Raw genomic sequence first — 18,691 nt, 5'->3', positions numbered from 1 at the left:
CCGCCCCCCACCCCTCAGTCCAGCGACTTCCGCGGCACCCCCGCCGCCCGGTACGCCTCCTCCTCGTTCAACGTCTCCGCCGCCAGCAGGGCCTCCGCCAGCGCGTCCAGCCGGGACCGCTGCTCGGTCAGCAGCAGCACCGCCTCGTCGTAGCACTCGGAGACGATCCGCCGGGCCTCCTCGTCCACCGCGTCCAGGGTGGTCGGCGCGGCGGAGAGCCCGTACGCACCCTGCGGGTCGGACGGGACGGCGGTGAGCCGGCCGACCCGTTCGCTCATGCCCCAGCGGCCGGCCATGCCGCGGGCGATGTTGGTGACCTGCTCCAGGTCGTTCTCCGCCCCGGTGGTGATGACCCCGTAGACGACCTGCTCGGCGGCCATCCCGCCGAGCGCGCCGATGATCCGGCCGCGCAGGTAGGGCTCGGTGTAGGAGTACCGGTCCGTCTCCGGGGTCGAGAGGGTGACCCCGAGGGCCCGGCCGCGCGGCACGATGGTGATCTTGCGGACCGGGTCCGCGCCCGGCTGGAGCATGCCGAGCAGGGCGTGGCCGCTCTCGTGGTACGCCGTCCGCTCGCGCTCCGCCTGCGGCATGACCAGCGGTCGGACGGCGCCCAGCTGGACCTTCTCCAGCGCGTCCGAGAGGTCGCGCTCCCCGACCGCGTCCTGCCTGCGCTTGACCGCCAGCAGGGCGGCCTCGTTGACCAGGTTGGCCAGTTCGGCGCCGGTCATGCCCGGGGTGACCTTGGCGAGCCGGTTGAGGTCGGCGCCCTCGGCCAGCGGGACGGCCCTGGTGTGGATGCGCAGGATCGCGGCGCGGCCGTCGCGGTCCGGCGGGCTGACGGTGATCCGCCTGTCGAACCGGCCGGGGCGCAGCAGGGCCGGGTCGAGCACGTCGGCCCGGTTGGTGGCGGCGATGACGATGACGCCCTCGGAGCCGGTGAAGCCGTCCATCTCGGTGAGGATCTGGTTGAGCGTCTGCTCGCGCTCGTCGTGGCCGCCCGTGCCGCCACCGCCGCCGCGCTGGCGGCCGATGGTGTCGATCTCGTCGATGAAGACGATCGCCGGGGCGACCTTGCGGGCCTCGGCGAACAGCTCGCGGACCCGGCTGGCGCCGACGCCGACGATCATCTCGATGAACTCCGAGGCGGACGCGGAGAAGAACGGCACGTCGGCCTCGCCCGCGACGGCCCGGGCGAGCAGGGTCTTGCCCGTGCCGGGCGCGCCGCTGAGCAGCACGCCGCGCGGCATCTTGGCGCCGAGCCTGCGGTACTGCTGCGGGTTCTTCAGGAAGTCGACCACTTCGGTGAGCTCGGCCTCGACCTCGTCGATACCGGCCACGTCGGCGAAGGTGGTGCGCTTGCCGGACTCCGCGGTGACCGGCTTCGGCGGGGTCTTGCGGCCGAGCGGGCCGGCGCCCAGGCCGCCGGCCATCCGCCGGGCGAGCAGCACCCAGACCAGGATGAGCAGCAGCATCGGGGCGAGCGAGAACAGCAGGTTGACGAGGAAGCTGCGCTGCTGGACGACCGGTTCGGCGGTGACCTCGACGCCCTGCTGCTGGAGGGTGGCCCAGAGGTCGTCACCGGCGAAGACCGGGCGCTGGGTGTCGAAGTCGGTGTACGTCCCCTTCTCACCGTCCGGCTTGGGCTCGGCGTTCTTGAGGGTTCCCTCGATCGAGTCGCCCTTGGAGTAGATCTTGGTGATGTTGCCCTTGTTCAGCTGGTTGTTGAACTCGGTGTAGGAGATCGTGGTGGCGCCGCCGGGACCGAAGAAGGACAGCAGCAGATCGCTGATCAGGAACACCACGAGGGCGGTGAGGACGAGGCCGATCCAGCCGCCCGGCATCTTGCGGCGCGGGGGTGGCGGCGGAGGGGCGCCCTCGGAGCGCCACGGCTGGTCGGGGGTCTGGCGCGGCGGCACGGGATCGGTCACCCATCGGACAATACGGACATCTGCTCGGGTCCTTCAACCGCAACGCCGCGCCGCACACGCCGCACGGACGGCCGCCCCTCCGTGCCCGGCCGGCCGATCCTCCGTGCCCGGCCGGCCGCCCGCCCGCCCCGGACCGGCTACCCCTCCGAGCCCGGACCGGGCCATTCCTCCGCCGTCAGCGCGAACCGCTCGTGGTCCCGCCACTCGCCCTGGAGGAACAGCATCCGGGGGGTGAACCCCTCGTGCCGGAAGCCCAGCCGCTTGGCCAGCCCGATCGAGCGCCCGTTGTCCGGCTGCACGTTGATCTCCAGCCGGTGCAGGCCGAGACCGTCCTCCGTCTGCGGGGCGAAGCAGCGGTCCAGCACCAGCCGCATGCCCTCCGTCATCCTCCCGGTGCCGGCGAACGGCAGGTAGGAGTCGTAGCCGAGCGAGCCGTTGCAGAACCGGCCCATCACGATGTTGGCCACGTTGACCTTGCCGACCAGCCCACCGGTCTCCCGGTCGACCACCAGGAAGGTCCGCAGACCCGGCCCCTGGCGTTCCAGCAGGTCCGGGAGCCCGTCCGGCTCGACCGGGTTCCACCGCCCGATGTGGTCGGCGGACCGCCGGACCGCCTGGGCGTACGCCACCTCGTCACCGGACCGCGGGGCCCTGATCGTCACTCGCATCCGACCATCATCGGGCATGCGAACGGCCCGCCGCCCTGAGGTTCCGGGCGGCGGGCCGTCGAAGCGGACGACAAGGGCCTACAGCAGGTCCTTGAACTCCTTGGGCAGCTCGAAGTCGGACGGGCCCTTGCCCGCGCCGAGGCCGAACGCACCGCCCTCGGCGGGCGCCTGGCCCGCGCCGGGGCCGAGCGCGCGCCGCTCGGCGGCCGCGGCCTCCTCCTGCGCGCGCTTCAGCGGGTTGCCGCTCTTGCGCTTGCCCTTGGCGGCCGGGGCCTTCTTCGCGGACTTCTTCGCGCCGCCGCCCATCCCCGGGATGCCCGGCATCCCGGGGATGCCCTTGCCGGAGGCCATCGCGGACATCATCTTGCGGGCCTCGAAGAACCGCTCGACCAGGTTGTTGACCTCGCCGACCTGCACACCCGAACCCTTGGCGATACGGGCGCGCCGCGAACCGTTGATGATCTTCGGGTCGGTCCGCTCGGCCGGGGTCATCGACTTGATGATCGCGCCGACCCGGTCGACGTCCTTGTCGTCGATGTTGTTGATCTGCTCGCGGATCTGGCCCATGCCCGGCAGCATGCCGAGCAGCTTGGAGATCGAGCCCATCTTGCGGACCTGCTCCAGCTGGGACAGGAAGTCGTCGAGCGTGAAGTCCTTGCCGCCGCCCTGCAGCTTGGAGGCGATCTTCTCGGCCTCGGCCTGCGAGAAGGTCTGCTCGGCCTTCTCGATCAGCGAGAGGACGTCACCCATGCCCAGGATGCGCGAGGCCATCCGGTCCGGGTGGAAGGCGTCGAAGTCGTCGACCTTCTCGCCGTTGGAGGCGAACATGATCTGCCGGCCGGTGACGTGCGCGACCGAGAGCGCGGCACCGCCACGGGCGTCGCCGTCGAGCTTGGAGAGCACGACACCGGTGAAGTCGACGCCGTCGAGGAAGGCCTGCGCGGTGGTGACCGCGTCCTGGCCGATCATCGCGTCGACGACGAACAGGACCTCGTCCGGGTCGACCGCGGCACGGATGTCGGCGGCCTGCTGCATCAGCTCGGCGTCGATGCCGAGGCGGCCGGCGGTGTCGACGACGACCACGTCGAACTGCTTCTGCTTGGCGTACTCGATCGAGTCCCGCGCCACCTGGACCGGGTCGCCGACGCCGTTGCCCGGCTGCGGGCCGTAGAACGCGACACCGGCGCGCTCGGCGACGACCTGCAGCTGGTTGACCGCGTTGGGGCGCTGGAGGTCGCAGGCGACCAGCAGCGGGGTGTGCTTCTGCTGCTTCAGCCAGTGGCCGAGCTTGCCCGCGAGCGTGGTCTTGCCGGCGCCCTGGAGGCCCGCCAGCATGATCACCGTCGGGCCGTTCTTGGCGAACCGCACCCGTCGGGTCTCGCCACCGAGGATGGCGATGAGCTCCTCGTTGACGATCTTGATGATCTGCTGGGCCGGGTTCAGCGCACCGGAGACCTCGGAGCCGAGCGCGCGCTCCTTGATCTGCTTGATGAAGGCCCGGACGACCGGCAGCGCGACGTCCGCCTCCAGCAGCGCGATGCGGATCTCGCGGGTGGTGGCGTCGATGTCCGCCTCGCTGAGGCGGCCCTTGCCCCGGAGGTTCTTGAACGTCGCTGCGAGGCGATCGGAAAGGGTGTCGAACACGTCGTCGCGGGTCCTCTGCGGCATCGGTATCAGTACGGTCGTCGCCCCCAAGGGTATCCGGCCGCCCCGGGAGCGGTCTCCACCCGGGCTCGCCGAGCCCCGCCCGAGCCCCGGACCAGCGCCGGACCAGCGCCGGACCGGCCCCGTCCACGCCCCGCCCGTGCCCCTCCCGGGCCCCGGACAAGCCCCCTCCGAGCCTCAGCCCAGCGCCGCCCGGACGGCCGCCGCCACCTCGCCGGCCCGCTGCGCGGCGAGCGGACGGCCCGCCTCGTCGGTCAGGTAGAAGGCGTCGACGGCGTCCGCCCCGAGCGTGGACACGTACGCCGTCCGGACCCGTACCCCGGCACCGTCCAGTGCCCGGCCGATCCGGTGCAGCAGCCCCGGCGCGTCGTGCGCGCGCACCTCCAGCACCGTCGCCGTCGACGAGGCCACCGGCGGCGCCACCGCGACCAGCGGCGGAGGGGTGGGGATGCCCCGCCGGCGCGGCGCCGCGGCGTCCCGCTCGGCGAGCCGGCGCGAGACGTCCAGCGAACCGTCCAGCGCCCGGCGCAGGTCGGCCCGGAGCCGGGCGGCCTCCGGCAGCTCGCCGAACTCGGCCGCCACCGTCCAGGAGAGCAGCAGCACCGGCCCGGCGCCGATCGGGTCCAGCTCCCGCAGTCCGGCCGAGCGGACGGCCAGCCGGTGCAGCGCGAGCACCCCGGCCACGGTGCCGAGCAGACCGGGCCGGTCCGGAACGGCCAGCAGCAGCCGCACGCCCATCGGCTCGGCCCCCGTCTCGTCCACCTCGGCCTGGGCGAGCAGCGAGAGCGCCGGGCCGCCGGTCAGGGCCGCCTCCACGGCGAGCCGCTCCTGTTCGGCGGTCGGCTCGGCCTCGACGGGGTGGGTGTACCCGCGGCCGAAGGCCGCGGGAGGACGGGCCCCGGCGAGCCGGGCGGCGGCCCGCTCGGCCAGGCCGTCCACCAGCGAGGCCCGCCAGCGGCTCCACGCGGCCGGGCCGGTGGCCAGTGCGTCGGCCTCGGTCAGCGCGTGCAGGAGTTCCAGCTGCGGCAGGGTGGTGACCACCTTGGTGATCGCGTCGACGGTCGCCGGGTCGTCCGGGTCCCGCCTGGTCGCGGTGTCCACCAGGGTCAGGTGGTGGCGGACCAGCACCGCGAGGGTCTCCACCGACTCCGGGTCGAAGCCCATCCGGGCCGCCACGTCGCGGACGATCACCTCGCCGGCCTCGCTGTGGTCACCGGGCCAGCCCTTGCCGATGTCGTGCAGCAGCGCGGCGACGAGCAGCAGGTCGGGCCGGGCCACCCGGCGGGTCATCGCGGCGGCCCGCACCGCCGTCTCCACCAGGTGCCGGTCCACCGTCCAGCGGTGCACCGCGTTGCGTTGCGGACGGCACCGGACCCGCTCCCAGTCCGGCAGCAGCCGGGTGATCAGCCCCTCGGCCTCCAGCGCCTCCCAGACCGGCAGGCAGGCCTCGCCCGCACCGAGCAGGGTGACGAGCTGCTCGCGCGCCTCGTCCGGCCAGGGCACCGGCAGCGGGCGGCATTCGGCGGCCAGCCTGCGCACGGTCGCGTAGGAGACGGTCAGGCCGTTCTGGGCGGCTGCCGCCGCGGCGCGCAGCGGCAGCACCGGGTCGGCGGCGGGGCGCGCGCCCTGGGCGAGCACCGCCTCGCCGTCCTGCTCGACCACGCCCTCGGCGAGCGGCCGGCGGTCGACCGCGCCCCGGGCCACCGCGCCCGCACCGCGCCCGGACCCGCCGAACGGGCCGGCGAACGGGAAGGGGAGCCGGTGCGGGCGCCGGCCCCGGGCCGAGCGGCCGGCCAGCACCCGGTCCACCGCCCGCCAGGTGACGTCACCCGCGTAGGCGATGGTCCGGGCCGCCTCGTAGACCTGGCGCAGCAGGGTGTCCGCGTCCAGGACGCCGAGCCGCTCGGCGACCTGGTCCTGGTCCTGCAGGCTGAGCCGTTCGGTGGCCCGGCCGGTGACCAGGTGCAGGGCGTCGCGGACGTCGGCCAGCCGGAGCGCGGCGGCGTCCAGACCGTCCCGGGGCGCGTCGGCCAGCCAGGTCGCGGCGACGGCGTTGAGCGCGACCACGTCCCGCAGGCCGCCGCGGGCCTCCTTGAGGTCCGGCTCCAGCAGGAAGGACAGCTCGCCGTGCCGTTCGGCCCGCTCGCGGCCGAGTTCGCGCAGTTCGGGCAGGCGTTTCGGGGCGCTCGCCCGCCAGTCGGCGAGGACGGCGGAGCGCAGTGCGGCGGTGAGTTCCGGGTCGCCGGCCACGTGCCGCGCGTCCAGCAGGCCGATCTGCGCCTTGAGGTCGGCGGCGGCGACCGACCGGGCCTCGGCCGGGGTGCGGACGGAGTGGTCGAGCGCGGCGCCGGCGTCCCAGACCGGGTACCAGAGGCGCTCGGGCAGCGCCGGGTCGAGCGGGCCCTCGTGCAGCAGCAGGACGTCGAGGTCGCTGCGCGGGGAGAGTTCGCCGCGCCCGTAGCCGCCGACCGCGACCAGGGCGACGCCGCCGGGGGCTCCGGCCGCCTCCAGCAGGCCGGCCAGCCAGTCGTCGGTGAGCGCGGACAGCGCGGCGCGCCGGTCCCGGCCGCCGGGACCGGGAGCGGCCAGCAGCCGGGCCCGGGCGGCGACGTGGTCGAGGGTGCCACCGCCGGAGTCGTCGTGGGAGTCGTCGCGGAGGTCGTCGGTTCCGGTAGCCATGCGAAGTCCCCGTCCGTGGTCGTGCGGGTGGAGCGAGCGGCGCCGATACGCCGTCAGCGGACCTGCGACCGGGGGTGGTCGCAGGCCCGCCTACGTGATCATCCGAATGCTAGGACGTTCCTAGAGGGCGTCGGGGCCGCGTTCACCGGTCCGGACCCGGACGGCGGTGTCGACGGGGACCGCCCAGACCTTGCCGTCGCCGATCTTGCCGGTCCGGGCGGCCTTCACCAGGACGTCGATCAGCTGGTCGGCGTCGTCGTCCTCCACCAGGACCTCGATTCTGACCTTGGGCACCAGGTCCACGGTGTACTCCGCACCACGGTAGACCTCGGTGTGGCCGCGCTGGCGGCCGTAGCCGCTGGCCTCGGTGACGGTCAGGCCGTGCACGCCGAAGGCCTGCAGTGCGGCCTTCACCTCGTCCAGGCGGTAGGGCTTGATGACGGCGGTGATGAGCTTCATCAGGCGTCGACCTCGGTCTTCTCGGTGCTCTTCGGAGCGACGGCGGGGGCGGCACCGGCAGGAGCACCGGCGGCGGGGGCGGCGGCGACGACCGAGGCGGCCGGGGCGTGCGCGGTCCGGGCGAGGCCGGCGCCCAGGGCGCTGAAGTCGTACGCGGACTCGGCGTGCTCGGCCTGGTCGATGCCGGCGACCTCGACCTCCTCGGCGACCCGGAAGCCGATGGTGCGGTCGATCGCCTTGGCGAGCAGCCAGGAGAGCACGAAGGAGTACGCGCCGACCACGGCCACGCCCATCGCCTGCTTGCCGAGCTGCTCCAGCCCGCCGCCGTAGAACAGGCCCTTGGCGGTCTGGCCGACGGTGCCGGTGGCGAAGAGGCCGACCAGCAGCGAGCCGATCGCCCCGCCGACGGCGTGCACACCGACCACGTCGAGCGAGTCGTCGAAGCCGAAGCGGTACTTGAGGCTGATCGCGGCGGCGCAGGCCGCACCGGCGATCAGGCCGATCGCCACCGCGCCGAGCGGGGAGACCGAACCGCAGGCGGGGGTGATGGCGACCAGACCGGCCACCGCGCCGGAGGCGGCGCCCAGCGTGGTGAACGCGCCGTGCCGCAGCTTCTCGTAGATCAGCCAGCCGACCAGCGCGGCGGCCGTGGCGACCTGGGTGTTGATCAGGGCCATCGCCGCGACGCCGTTGGCGGCCAGGGCCGAGCCCGCGTTGAAGCCGAACCAGCCGAACCAGAGCAGCCCGGAGCCGAGCATCACCAGCGGCAGGCTGTGCGGGCGCATCGGGTCCTTGCGGAAGCCGACCCGCTTGCCGAGCACCAGGCAGAGCGCCAGGCCCGCGACGCCGGCGTTGATGTGGACGGCGGTGCCGCCGGCGAAGTCGATCACGCCGTTGCGGTCGCCGAGCCAGCCGCCGTTGCCGCCGTCGAAGAAGAACACCCAGTGCGCGACCGGGAAGTAGACGACGGTCACCCAGAGTCCGACGAACAGGCCCCAGGCCGCGAACCGGGCGCGGTCCGCGATCGCCCCGCTGATCAGGGCCGGGGTGATGATGGCGAACATCAGCTGGAAGGACGAGAAGGCGGTGACCGGGATCGTTCCGGCGAGATCGGTGACGCCGATGCCGCGCATCCCGAGGAAGTCCAGGTTGCCGATCAGTCCGGCGCCCGCGTCGGGGCCGAAACTGAGCGAGTACCCGTAGAGGACCCAGAGCACGCTGACGATGCCGAGCGAGAGGAAGCTCATCGCCAGCATGTTGAGGGTGCTCTTGGCCCGGACCATCCCTCCGTAGAAGAAGGCCAGCCCCGGGGTCATCACCATGACCAGGGCCGCACTGATGAGCACGAAGGCGGTGTCGCCCGCGCTGAAGCCGTCCGGCATCGGCGTCTCCTCTGAGTGGAAGCCGCTCCGCACCCGGGTTTCCTGTCCCGTGTACCCGGGGCGTCGGCGATGAGAAGGAGAGTGCCGAAGGCTGGTTTCGGCCGATGCGGCCGGTTGTTTCGCGGCGGTGACGAGGGCGACACCGGGGTTACGCCCGCGTGAACCCCGGCCACGCCGGACCGCCGGACGGGTTACCGTACGGCCGCTCCGCACGGGGCGTGCCGGATACGCCACCGACCGTACCGGCGGCGGCCGGTACGGTCGGCGGAGCGTGACGGGAGCGGCGGGTCAGACCACCGAGACGTACTCGGGAATGTCCTGAACCACCCGCTCCTGGAGCCGGCTGACCGCGTCGACGCCCTGGAACCGGACGGCGGCGGCCTCGGTGGTCTTGCGGACCCGGGAGTTCAGCCGCTCGGAGCGGACCTTGGTGGCGATGTCGACCGCCTGCTCGGCGAAGACGGCGGCCTGCTCCGGCTCCTTCTGCAGCAGGTGCACGCTGGCCATGCCGATCAGGTTGAAGGCGTACGAGCGGACGTGGTCGCCGTCCTGCCGGAACAGGTCGACCGCCCGCTCCATCACGGGCGCGGACATGGAGGCGTACAGCTCGGACTGGTCGGAGTGGTAGGCGAGGTCGCGGAAGGAGTGCGCGTTCTCCGCGTTCAGCTCGGCCGGCGAGAAGAACTTCAGCCAGTCCGGGTCGCCGTCGCCCTCGCGGATGTCGGTGAAGGTGTCCTCGGCCAGCCGGACCGCCCGGGCGCAGCGGTTCACCTCGCCGATGGTCGCGTAGGCGCGCGCCTCCATCGCGTACAGCAGCGACTGCTGGCGCGGGGTGGCGGTGTCACGGCTGCCGTACTGGGCGAGGTGGATCAGCTCCAGCGCGTCCTCGCCCCGGTTGAGGTGGATCATCTGGCGGCTCATGTCGGTGAGGATCAGCGCGCCGAACGGGCGGTCGCCGGCCTCCTTCGCGGCGTGCAGCGCCAGCACGTAGTACTTCTGCGCGCTGGGGTGCATGCCGACGTCGTAGGACATCCAGCCGGCCAGGTGGGCCAGCTCGGCGGTGAGCCGGAACAGCCGCCGGGTGGTCTGTTCGGGGTAGGTCTCCTGGAGCAGGTCGGTGACCTCGTGGAGCTGGCCGACCACGGCCTTGCGGCGCAGTCCGCCGCCGTTCTGCGCGTCCCACTGCCGGAACATGACCGTGGTCTGCTCCAGCAGTTCCAGCTCGGGCTCGGAGAGCCGGCCGGTGAAGGGCTCGCCGCCGTTGGCGGCGGTGAGGATCGGGGTGGGCGTGCCGTTCGGGCCGGGGGCGAGCCAGCGCTGCATCGGCTCGATCAGCGCGGCACCGGCGGTCAGGGCGAGCGAGGTGCCCAGGAAGCCCCGCCGGTTGAGCATGAGGTCGCTGCGCGAGTAGTCGCTGATCAGCTGGACGGTCTGGGGGGCGCTCCAGGGCAGGTCGACGCCGCCGCCGACGGTGGAGACCGGGATGGCCGCGCGCAGGCCGAGGTCCTCGATGGAGACCACGGAGCCGAAGCGCTCGGAGAACAGTTCCGACATGATCTTCGGGATCGGCTCGCGGGGCTGCTCGCCGTCGAGCCAGCGGCGCACCCGCGAGGTGTCGGTGGAGACGTGGTGGGCGCCGATCTGGCGAGCCCGTCGGTTGACCTGACGCGCCAACTCGCCCTTGGACCAACCGCTCCGGGCGAACCACGTGGTCAGCTTCTCGTTGGGTTGCTTCTCTGCCATGGGAACGTCCCCATCCCGCCCGGCCCCTGCTGCGGGGCCCCCGATCGTGACCGCCCGACGGTTGCGGGCTCTTACCGGTGCCGAACCTGCGGCGCCACCGCCGCCGGACCCACCGTCAGCTCCCCAACTCCCGGCTCCCCAGCGCCCGGAGCGGACTCCCCGACGAGGTCCGTGTGCTGAACGTAATGCCCCGCGTACCGTCCGGGGGAGCGGCCCTGGCGAAACGCCACCTTTCGCCACCCCCAGGAGTGAACCGAACCGAGTCGGCACGCGCTTGACTAGGTAGTCCCGACGGTCCGGCATATGCGGGCCGCCAAGTCCCCACCGGCACCCGGCCCTTCACGACAATGCGCCCCAGCCACAGGCGAGTTTGCCGTGCGCGCCGATCGACGCCCACCCCGCTCGCACGACGATCCGGCATCGGTGCCGCCCGCCACAAGGCGGCGCCCGAGGCACACCACCGCAACAGGCGCACTCCGCGCGCTGCGCGCCGCCACCGCACCACGCACCACGCACCAGACAATCAACACAAAGTCACCGTCCCGTAACCATCGGCGACGAGAACCTGTTGGGGGAGGCATGGACAACCTGTTCGGCGAACTTCGACTGGGGCACCTTCGGCTGGCACCGCTGGGCGTGCGCCGCCGCACCCGCGTCACCGCGGGCCAGGCGGCCGCGGAGTACACCGGCCGGTGGGGCTGGGCCGTCGTCGTCGGCGAGCCGGCCCGCGCAGCCACCACCCCGGCCGACTGCCACTGCGGCACCCCGCGTTGCGCCGCTCCCGGTCTGCACCCCGTACCCGGCGGCGGACCCTCCGCCCGCCCCGGCCCGGACGTCTCCGTCCTGTTCCCCACCGGCCGCGCCTTCGACGTGCTGGACGTCCCCGAGCAGGCCGGGCTGCAGGCGCTGGTCCGGCTGGAACGGATGGGCACCCAGGTGGGCCCGGTCCTCGCCGCACCCACCGGTCGGCTGCAGTTCCTGGTCGCGGCCGGCACCGCCCGCCGGCTGCCGGACCTGCTGTACCGGATGGGCTGGGACGACGCCGCGCTCGACCTCACCTGCCACGGCGAGGGCAGCTTCGTCGCCGCCCCGCCCACCGTGCTGGGCGCCCTCGGCCCGGTCCGCTGGCTGCGCCGCCCCACCCGGGACAACGCCGGCTGCCCGCCCGAGGCCCGACTGCTGCTCGGCACCCTCGCCTACGCCTGCCACCGCGGCCGGGAGCGCACCGCCGAACCCGCCTGGATGGCCGGCTGATCGTCCGCCGGCCCCGGCACGGACCACGTGCCGGCCCGGCCCGGCACGGACCACGGTCGGCCCGGACCACGGTCGGCAGGCCGGAGCGGCGAGCGGGGTCACCGGACACGACCCGGACACGCCGAAGGGCCCGCCCCTCACGGAGCGGACCCTTCTCGGAAGGACCGGGCGGGCCGGAGTCAGTCCCCGATCAGCGCGTCCACGAACGCACCCGGCTCGAACGGCGCCAGGTCGTCCGCACCCTCGCCGAGCCCGATCAGCTTCACCGGGACGCCCAGCTCGCGCTGGACCGCGACCACGATGCCGCCCTTGGCGGTGCCGTCCAGCTTGGTCAGCACGATGCCGGTGATGTCGACCACCTCGGCGAAGACACGGGCCTGGACGAGCCCGTTCTGACCGGTGGTGGCGTCCAGGACGAGCAGCACCTCGTCCACCGGACCGTGCTTCTCGATCACCCGCTTGACCTTGCCCAGCTCGTCCATCAGGCCGGTCTTGGTGTGCAGCCGGCCCGCGGTGTCCACGAGCACGGTGTCGACGCCCTCGGCGATGCCCTCCTTGACCGCGTCGAACGCGATCGAGGCCGGGTCGCCGCCCTCGGGCCCGCGCACGGTGCGCGCGCCGACCCGCTCGCCCCAGGTCTGCAGCTGGTCTGCGGCGGCGGCGCGGAAGGTGTCGGCCGCGCCGAGCACCACCGTGCGGCCGTCGGCGACCAGCACCCGGGCCAGCTTGCCGGTGGTGGTGGTCTTGCCGACGCCGTTGACGCCGACCACCAGGACGACGGCCGGACCCTCCTCGTGCCTGGTGGAGTGGACCGTGCGGTCGGCGTCCTTGCCGATCAGCTCGACCAGCTCCTCGCGGAGCAGCCCGCGCAGCTCGTCCGGGGTGCGGGTGCCGAGCACCTTCACCCGGGTGCGCAGCCGCTCGACCAGCTCCTGCGTGGGGGCGACGCCGACGTCGGCGATCAGCAGGGTCTCCTCGATCTCCTCCCAGGTGTCCTCGTCGAGGTGCTCGCGCGAGAGCAGCGAGAGCAGGCCCTTGCCGAGCGAGTTCTGCGAACGGGAGAGCCGGGAGCGCAGCCGGACCAGCCGGCCGGCGGTGGGCTCGGGGACGTCGAGGGCCGAAACCTCCTCGGCCACGGACGGTCCGGGGACGGCCTCGGCCTCGGCCTCGGGGAGCTCCACCTCCTCGACGGTGCGACGGGGCTCCTCGGTCGGCGGCGCGGCCTCCTCGCCGACGGCGGGCTCGCGCGGGGTCGGGGGCGCCGTGATGACCGGCGCCTGCGACTTCGGGGGCAGCTGCTGGCGTCGTCTGCCGGAAACGACGAGTCCGGCGATCGCTCCGACGGCGACCACCGCGATGACTACGGCAAGAATCACGTATTCCATAACCCGTCCAGTATCCGTGACGGGGGCCCGGACGGACCGCAGGCGGCTAGACCGTTGTGCTACCGATGGCGTCCGGCCGTTCCCTGACCCCTTCGCCGGCCCGGCGTCCGGGGGTCGTCCCCCCGCGCAGGCGCTGGCTGATCACCTGGGAGATGCCGTCCCCCTTCATGGTCACCCCGTACAGGGCGTCGGCGGACTCCATGGTCAGCTTCTGGTGGGTGATCACGATCAGCTGGGAGCTCTCCCTGAGCTCCTCCATGATCCCGATCAGCCGGCGCAGGTTGCTCTCGTCCAGCGCGGCCTCCACCTCGTCCATCACGTAGAACGGGCTGGGCCGGGCCTTGAAGATCGAGACCAGCAGCGCCACCGCGGTCAGCGAGCGCTCCCCGCCGGAGAGCAGCGAGAGCCGCTTGACCCTCTTGCCGGGCGGACGGGCCTCCACCTCGACGCCGGTGGTCAGCATGGAGTCGGGGTCGGTGAGCACGAGCCGGCCCTCCCCGCCGGGGAAGAGCCGGGAGAAGACGCCTTCGAACTGCGCCGCGGTGTCGTGGTAGGCGGAGGTGAACAGCTGCTCCACCCGTTGGTCGACGTCCTTGACGATGTCGAGCAGGTCGCGCCGGCTCCGCTTGAGGTCGTCGAGCTGCTCGCCGAGGAAGGTGTGGCGCTCCTCCAGGGCGGCGAACTCCTCCAGCGCCAGCGGGTTGACCTTGCCGAGCTGCTGGTACGCCTTTTCCGCCGCCCGCAGCCGCTTCTCCTGCTCGGACCGGACGTACGGACGCGCCTCCCCCGGCTCCTGCCCCTCCTCGGGCGTGGACGGCGGGACGAGCCGGTCCGGCCCGTAGGAGGCCAGCAGTTCGCCCCCCTCGATGCCGAACTCCTCCAGCGCGCGGGACTCCAGCTGCTCGATCCGCAGCCGCTTCTCGGCCCGCAGCACCTCGTCCCGGTGGCCCGCGTCGACCAACTTGTCCAGCTCGTCCTTGAGTTCGCGCCCGAGTTCGCGGTGCTCCCTCAGCTCCGCCTCACGCGAGGCGCGCGCCTGCTCGACCGCGGCCCGGCCGGCGTCCGCGCGGGCCAGCGACACCTCCAGGCAGGCCGCCAGCTGCCGGGCGCCCGCCGCGACGGCGTTCGCGACGCCCTCGTCGTGCGCGGCCCGTCGGCGGCGCTCGGCCGCCCGGGCGCGCGCCTCGCGCTCGGCGCGGGCGGCCCGTTCCAGCTGATCGGCCCGGCCCGCCAGGGCGCGGACCCGCTCCTCGTGGGTGCGGACCGCGAGCCGGGCCTCCAGTTCGGCCTGCCGGGCGGCGGTCGCGCCGGCTGCCAGCCGCTGCTGCTCGGCGGGATCGGGCTCGTCCTCCCCCGCGGCGGCCGACTCCTCGGCCGCGGCGAGACGTTCGGCCAGTTCCTCGGCGGTGGCGAGCAGCCGGTCGAGCCCGTCCTCGGCGCGGACGGCGGCGGCCGTGAGCCGCTCGGCCTCGCCGACGGCCGCCCGGGCCTGGCCGCCGAGCCGGCCGAGTGTGCCCGCGACCTCGGCCCGGTCGCGTTCCCGCTGCCGCTGCCGGAGGGCGAGTCGGTCGAGTTCGGCCGCCGACTCGCTCCGCTGCTCGGTCAGTTCGGCCAGACGTTCGGCCGACTCGGCGCAGCGGACGGCGAGTTCGCCGAGCGCGCGGGCCGTCTCGTCCACCGCCGCCCGGGTCTCCAGCAGGCTGGGCGCGCCGCCGGAGCCGCCGTGCGCGAAGCCCGCGCCGAGCCGGTCGCCCTGTGCGGTGACGGCGGCCACCCCGGGGTGCGCGGCGACCAGGCGGACGGCGTCGTCCAGCGAGTCGACCACCGCGACGCCGGAGAGCAGTTCGCCCACGGCGGGCAGCAACCCGGCCGGTCCGTCGACGAGTTCGGCGGCCCAGCGGGCACCGGGCGGCAACTCCCCGACCGGGCGGTCGGGTTCGGGCGCGCCGGCGATCAGCAGGGCGGCCCGGCCGGCGTCCTCCGTGCGCAGCAGCCGGAGCGCGCCGGCCGCCGCGGCGGGCGAGTCGACGGCCACCGCGTCCGCCGCCGCGCCGAACGCGGCGGCGAGGGCGGTCTCGTGGCCGGGGGCGATCCGCAGCAGCGCGGCCGCCGGGCCGAGCAGCCCGGCCAGCCGGTCGCCCGCGGCCAGCAGCGCGCCGCTGCCGTCCTTGCGGCGCAGGCCGAGCGCCAGCGCCTCGTGCCGGGCGGTCAGTCCGGCCCGCTCGCGTTCGGCGGCGCCGGCCGCCTCGCGCGCGGCCACGAGGTCCCGCTCGACGGCGGCGAGCCGCTCCCGGGCGGTCTCGTGCGCGGTGTCGGCCCGTTCGTCCTCGGCCGAGGTGTCGACCCGGGACGCCAGCTCCTCGTGCTCGCACCGGGCGGCCTCGGCACGCTGCAGCGCCTCGTCCCGGGCCTCGGCGAGCCGGCCGGTCTCGGCCTCGGCGGCGGCGGCCCTGGAACGCGCGGCGGCGGCCTGCCCCTGCAGCCGGGCCAGCCCCTCCCGGCGGTCGGCGATCGCCCGGGCGGCGTCCTTGAGCCGCCGTTCCTCGGCGGCGAGGTCGCGCTCCAGCTCGCCCTTGGTCTCGACCGCCTCGGCCAGCGCGTACCGGGCCTCCTCCAGCGCCCCGGCCAGCGCGGCCTCCTCCTCGCGGACCCGTTCGGCCTCCTGCTCCGACTCCTCCGGGTCCCGTCCGCGCCGTTCCTCGGTCCGTCCGCCGGCCACCGCGTGCCGGGCCCGGGCCTCGGCCAGCCCGATGGTGCCGCGGGTCCGCTCGGCCAGCGCGGAGAGCAGGTACCAGGTCTGCCGGGCCGCCTCCAGGCCCGGTCCGAGCTGCTGGACCTGGGCCTCCAGCACGGCCTCGCGGCCGATCGCCCGGCCCAGTTCCTGTTCGACGGTGGAGCGGCGCAGGCGCAGCGCGAGTTCGTCGGCGATCTCGGCCTCGACCGCCCGGCGCAGGGCGAGCAGGTCGTCGGCGAGCAGCCGGAGCCGGGCGTCGCGCAGGTCGGCCTGGATGCCGGCGGCGCGCCGGGCGATCCGGGCCTGCCGGCCGAGCGGGCCGAGCTGGCGGCGGAGTTCGGCCACCAGGTCCTGGACGCGGTTGAGGTTGACCTGCATCGCGTCCAGCTTCCGGAGCGCCTTCTCCTTGCGCTTGCGGTGCTTGAGGACGCCGGCCGCCTCCTCGATGAAGGCGCGGCGGCCCATCGGGTCGGCGTGCAGGACGGAGTCGAGCTGACCCTGGCCGACGATGACGTGCATCTCGCGGCCGATGCCGGAGTCGGAGAGGAGTTCCTGGATGTCGAGCAGCCGGCAGGTGTCGCCGTTGAGCGCGTACTCGCTGCCGCCGTTGCGGAACATCGTCCGGGTGATGGTCACCTCGGCGTACTCGATCGGCAGGGCGCCGTCGGAGTTGTCGATGGTGAGGCTGACCTCGGCGCGGCCGAGCGGGGCGCGCCCGCTGGTCCCGGCGAAGATGACGTCCTCCATCTTGCCGCCGCGCAGCGACTTGGCACCCTGCTCGCCCATCACCCAGGAGAGCGCGTCGACGACGTTGGACTTGCCGGAGCCGTTGGGCCCGACCACGCAGGTGATGCCGGGTTCGAACCGCAGGGTGGTGGCGGAGGCGAAGGACTTGAACCCGCGCAGCGTCAGGCTCTTCAGGTGCACGCGCCGGTCTCCTCACATCGCTCACCGGGCTCTGCGGCGACTGTATCCGCCCGCACCTGCGGCGATCGTGCCCGGACACACCGGTCGGGCCGGCCGGTCCGGCCCCGGCCACCGGACCGCCACCACACCGCGCCGGGCGCGGCGCCGGTCCCCGGCCCACCGGGCGCCGTCCCGAAACGCTCCGGACACGACGAAGGGACGCCACGCGGGGCGTCCCTTGCAAGCTGCGTCCCTTTCGGGGCGGCTCAGTGCACAACGACGTCGATCGAGGGATCGGGCGGGACTCAGGTGAGAGCCGGCTCCCGCTGGTCCAGATCGATGCTGCTGAGCAGCGAGTGCTCGTCAGCGACAGCGGTGAGAGCGTCGTTCTCGGCCTGCATCCGAATGAGCTCGGATTCAAGATCCTGAACGCGCTGCTGCAGCCGTCGCATCTCGGAGAGCATTCGCGGGTCGGGGCCGCCGACGTACCCGAGAAGCGCCTTTGCCATGATGAATGGTCCTCCACGCTGAGTGACCGAACCGGAACGGAACAGGTCTAGGGGGAAGGGGGACGCACGCGCGTCGCGCCCCGGCAGTGCTGGCTGGGCACTACGGCACAACCGCCGTGAGCTGGGCTCACGAGGGCATGCGCCTGCCGGGATAACGCGGTCGTGTGCGCGGGTTTCCAGCGTCTCACCAAAGACGGTACGGGTCAACACGATCACCGCACGCTACCGCGCCCCTGTCACCTGCCTGGCGGTGTGGTCACGCCGGGCGGTCGCGGGGAGGTCCACCACGAGCTCGTGGATCATCGTCCGATGCGGAGTCAACCACGAGTCTGCCCGGATGGCAACCGTACGACACCGCCAGTTGCCGATCCTTTCGCACGGGTTCCGGACCCGGCCAGGGCCGGAACCGGACCGGGTCCGGCTCAGCGGATCTCGAAGCCCTCGTAACCCGTGCCGACGGCGGTCCAGATCTCGGTCACCCCGGCGACCCGGCCCGGTGTGCCGGCGCCCCTGAGCAGGGCGAGCAGCTGTTCGCAGTCGACGGCGACGCCCTCGGCCACCACCTGCACCCGGCCGTCGCCGAGGTTGCTCGCGTAGCCGGTGAGGCCGATCTCCAGCGCCCGCGCCCTGGTCCACCAGCGGAAGCCGACCTGCTGGACCTTGCCCCGCACCCAGGCGGTGACCCGGACCGGCTCGTCACTGTGGGCGTCGCGACCGTGCATGCCCCCGACCCTATCCGGCGGGGCGACGGCCCGCGTCACGGCGCCGTCGGGCCCTCCGTCGTCCAGCCCGGGCTGTGGACCTCGATCCGCAGGTCCGCGCGGCGCCCCTGCTCGCCGCAGGTGCGGCACACCCAGGCCGGGTCGTACGGGTGCGGTTCGTGCCCCTGCGGGTCGTGCTCCAGGCCGACCGGGGGCTCCGGCATCAGCCACCGGTCGCCCCAGCCGAGCAGGGCCTGGCTGAGGGGCGCGAGGTCGCGGCCCGCCTCCGTCAGGTGGTACTCGTACCGGGGCGGGCGTTCGCTGTACGCGCGCCGTTCGACCACGCCGGCCTCTTCCAGCGCGCGCAGCCGGGCGGTGAGCCGGTCGCGGGGCGCCCCGGTGTTCCGGGCGATCCGGTCGAACCGGTGGTTGCCGTAGAACAGCTCCCGCACGGCGAGCAGCGCCCACTTCTCCCCCACCACGTGCAGCGCGGCGGCGATCGAGCAGGGCCGCCCCGGCAGGGCGGGCGCGGCGGGAACGGCTGAAGGGGTGCGGGGCGTCACGTCCTCCACCTTCCCATACCGGGTTGCCTTCTCAAACCCGTACGGCCGGGGCTCCGGAGCCACGCCGGACATCGATCAGCGGGTCGGATCCGGCGCCGTCCGGGCCACTCCCCGG

General features: G+C 74.0%; 13 protein-coding genes. 1 reads left to right on the top strand and 12 read right to left on the bottom strand.

What is annotated here, in order from left to right; translation table 11 throughout:
- Nucleotides 1-14: 14 nt before the first annotated feature.
- The 7 genes from ftsH to ACFWIC_RS23075 all read right to left on the bottom strand — a co-directional run bounded on the left by ftsH (nucleotide 15) and on the right by ACFWIC_RS23075 (nucleotide 10,524).
- On the bottom strand, nucleotides 15-1,928 hold the full coding sequence (ftsH, locus tag ACFWIC_RS23105; RefSeq protein WP_380361207.1) for an ATP-dependent zinc metalloprotease FtsH: 1,914 nt from the start codon (nucleotides 1,926-1,928) through the stop codon (nucleotides 15-17).
- 137 nt (nucleotides 1,929-2,065) lie between these two features.
- Nucleotides 2,066-2,596, bottom strand: coding sequence for a GNAT family protein (locus ACFWIC_RS23100; RefSeq protein ID WP_329882878.1), 531 nt, complete (start codon nucleotides 2,594-2,596; stop codon nucleotides 2,066-2,068).
- 78 nt (nucleotides 2,597-2,674) lie between these two features.
- Complete coding sequence (ffh, locus tag ACFWIC_RS23095; protein WP_329951698.1) at nucleotides 2,675-4,240, bottom strand: signal recognition particle protein; 1,566 nt, start codon at nucleotides 4,238-4,240, stop codon at nucleotides 2,675-2,677.
- 198 nt (nucleotides 4,241-4,438) lie between these two features.
- Nucleotides 4,439-6,940 (bottom strand): [protein-PII] uridylyltransferase, encoded by a 2,502-nt coding sequence (locus ACFWIC_RS23090; protein ID WP_380356896.1) that lies wholly within the window; start codon nucleotides 6,938-6,940, stop codon nucleotides 4,439-4,441.
- A gap of 120 nt (nucleotides 6,941-7,060) precedes the next feature.
- On the bottom strand, nucleotides 7,061-7,399 hold the full coding sequence (locus tag ACFWIC_RS23085; RefSeq protein WP_327681022.1) for a P-II family nitrogen regulator: 339 nt from the start codon (nucleotides 7,397-7,399) through the stop codon (nucleotides 7,061-7,063).
- A complete protein-coding gene (locus ACFWIC_RS23080; protein ID WP_329951673.1) occupies nucleotides 7,399-8,781 on the bottom strand; it encodes an ammonium transporter in 1,383 nt (460 codons plus the stop codon). Before ACFWIC_RS23080 ends, ACFWIC_RS23085 begins: the two co-directional genes overlap by 1 nt.
- A gap of 288 nt (nucleotides 8,782-9,069) precedes the next feature.
- Entirely contained in the window at nucleotides 9,070-10,524 is a 1,455-nt protein-coding gene (locus ACFWIC_RS23075) for a hypothetical protein (RefSeq protein WP_329882875.1), read from the bottom strand.
- Nucleotides 10,525-11,103: 579 nt separating this feature from the next.
- On the opposite strand from ACFWIC_RS23075, the gene ACFWIC_RS23070 reads away from it, so the two are divergent.
- Nucleotides 11,104-11,778, top strand: coding sequence for a bifunctional DNA primase/polymerase (locus tag ACFWIC_RS23070; protein ID WP_329882874.1), 675 nt, complete (start codon nucleotides 11,104-11,106; stop codon nucleotides 11,776-11,778).
- A 179-nt stretch (nucleotides 11,779-11,957) separates the two neighbouring features.
- On the opposite strand, the gene ftsY is transcribed toward ACFWIC_RS23070, so the two are convergent.
- The 5 genes from ftsY to ACFWIC_RS23045 all read right to left on the bottom strand — a co-directional run bounded on the left by ftsY (nucleotide 11,958) and on the right by ACFWIC_RS23045 (nucleotide 18,576).
- Nucleotides 11,958-13,163, bottom strand: a complete 1,206-nt coding sequence (ftsY, locus tag ACFWIC_RS23065; protein ID WP_380519900.1) for a signal recognition particle-docking protein FtsY — start codon at nucleotides 13,161-13,163, stop codon at nucleotides 11,958-11,960.
- 46 nt (nucleotides 13,164-13,209) lie between these two features.
- Nucleotides 13,210-16,824: a chromosome segregation protein SMC gene (gene smc / locus ACFWIC_RS23060; protein ID WP_380519899.1), complete on the bottom strand. Its 3,615-nt coding sequence runs from the start codon at nucleotides 16,822-16,824 to the stop codon at nucleotides 13,210-13,212.
- 284 nt (nucleotides 16,825-17,108) lie between these two features.
- Nucleotides 17,109-17,312, bottom strand: coding sequence for a hypothetical protein (locus tag ACFWIC_RS23055; RefSeq protein ID WP_327681011.1), 204 nt, complete (start codon nucleotides 17,310-17,312; stop codon nucleotides 17,109-17,111).
- A gap of 422 nt (nucleotides 17,313-17,734) precedes the next feature.
- Nucleotides 17,735-18,034, bottom strand: coding sequence for an acylphosphatase (locus tag ACFWIC_RS23050; protein WP_329951671.1), 300 nt, complete (start codon nucleotides 18,032-18,034; stop codon nucleotides 17,735-17,737).
- A gap of 35 nt (nucleotides 18,035-18,069) precedes the next feature.
- Complete coding sequence (locus tag ACFWIC_RS23045; protein WP_329951670.1) at nucleotides 18,070-18,576, bottom strand: helix-turn-helix domain-containing protein; 507 nt, start codon at nucleotides 18,574-18,576, stop codon at nucleotides 18,070-18,072.
- Nucleotides 18,577-18,691 lie beyond the last annotated feature (115 nt).

Source organism: Kitasatospora sp. NPDC127035 (assembly GCF_042726075.1).
Taxonomy (GTDB): domain Bacteria; phylum Actinomycetota; class Actinomycetes; order Streptomycetales; family Streptomycetaceae; genus Kitasatospora.
Note: the sequence above shows the minus strand (reverse complement) of the source record. Positions and strands in the feature narration are given on the sequence as shown.

Bases quoted from the DNA above. Each gene is read 5' to 3' on its own strand.
- ACFWIC_RS23055 (WP_327681011.1), bottom strand. From the start codon at position 17,312: ATGGCAAAGGCGCTTCTCGGGTACGTCGGCGGCCCCGACCCGCGAATG.
- ftsY (WP_380519900.1), bottom strand. From the start codon at position 13,163: ATGGAATACGTGATTCTTGCCGTAGTCATCGCGGTGGTCGCCGTCGGA.
- ACFWIC_RS23090 (WP_380356896.1), bottom strand. From the start codon at position 6,940: ATGGCTACCGGAACCGACGACCTCCGCGACGACTCCCACGACGACTCC.
- ACFWIC_RS23100 (WP_329882878.1), bottom strand. From the start codon at position 2,596: ATGCGAGTGACGATCAGGGCCCCGCGGTCCGGTGACGAGGTGGCGTAC.
- ACFWIC_RS23080 (WP_329951673.1), bottom strand. From the start codon at position 8,781: ATGCCGGACGGCTTCAGCGCGGGCGACACCGCCTTCGTGCTCATCAGT.
- ACFWIC_RS23075 (WP_329882875.1), bottom strand. From the start codon at position 10,524: ATGGCAGAGAAGCAACCCAACGAGAAGCTGACCACGTGGTTCGCCCGG.
- ACFWIC_RS23050 (WP_329951671.1), bottom strand. From the start codon at position 18,034: ATGCACGGTCGCGACGCCCACAGTGACGAGCCGGTCCGGGTCACCGCC.
- ACFWIC_RS23070 (WP_329882874.1), top strand. From the start codon at position 11,104: ATGGACAACCTGTTCGGCGAACTTCGACTGGGGCACCTTCGGCTGGCA.
- ACFWIC_RS23085 (WP_327681022.1), bottom strand. From the start codon at position 7,399: ATGAAGCTCATCACCGCCGTCATCAAGCCCTACCGCCTGGACGAGGTG.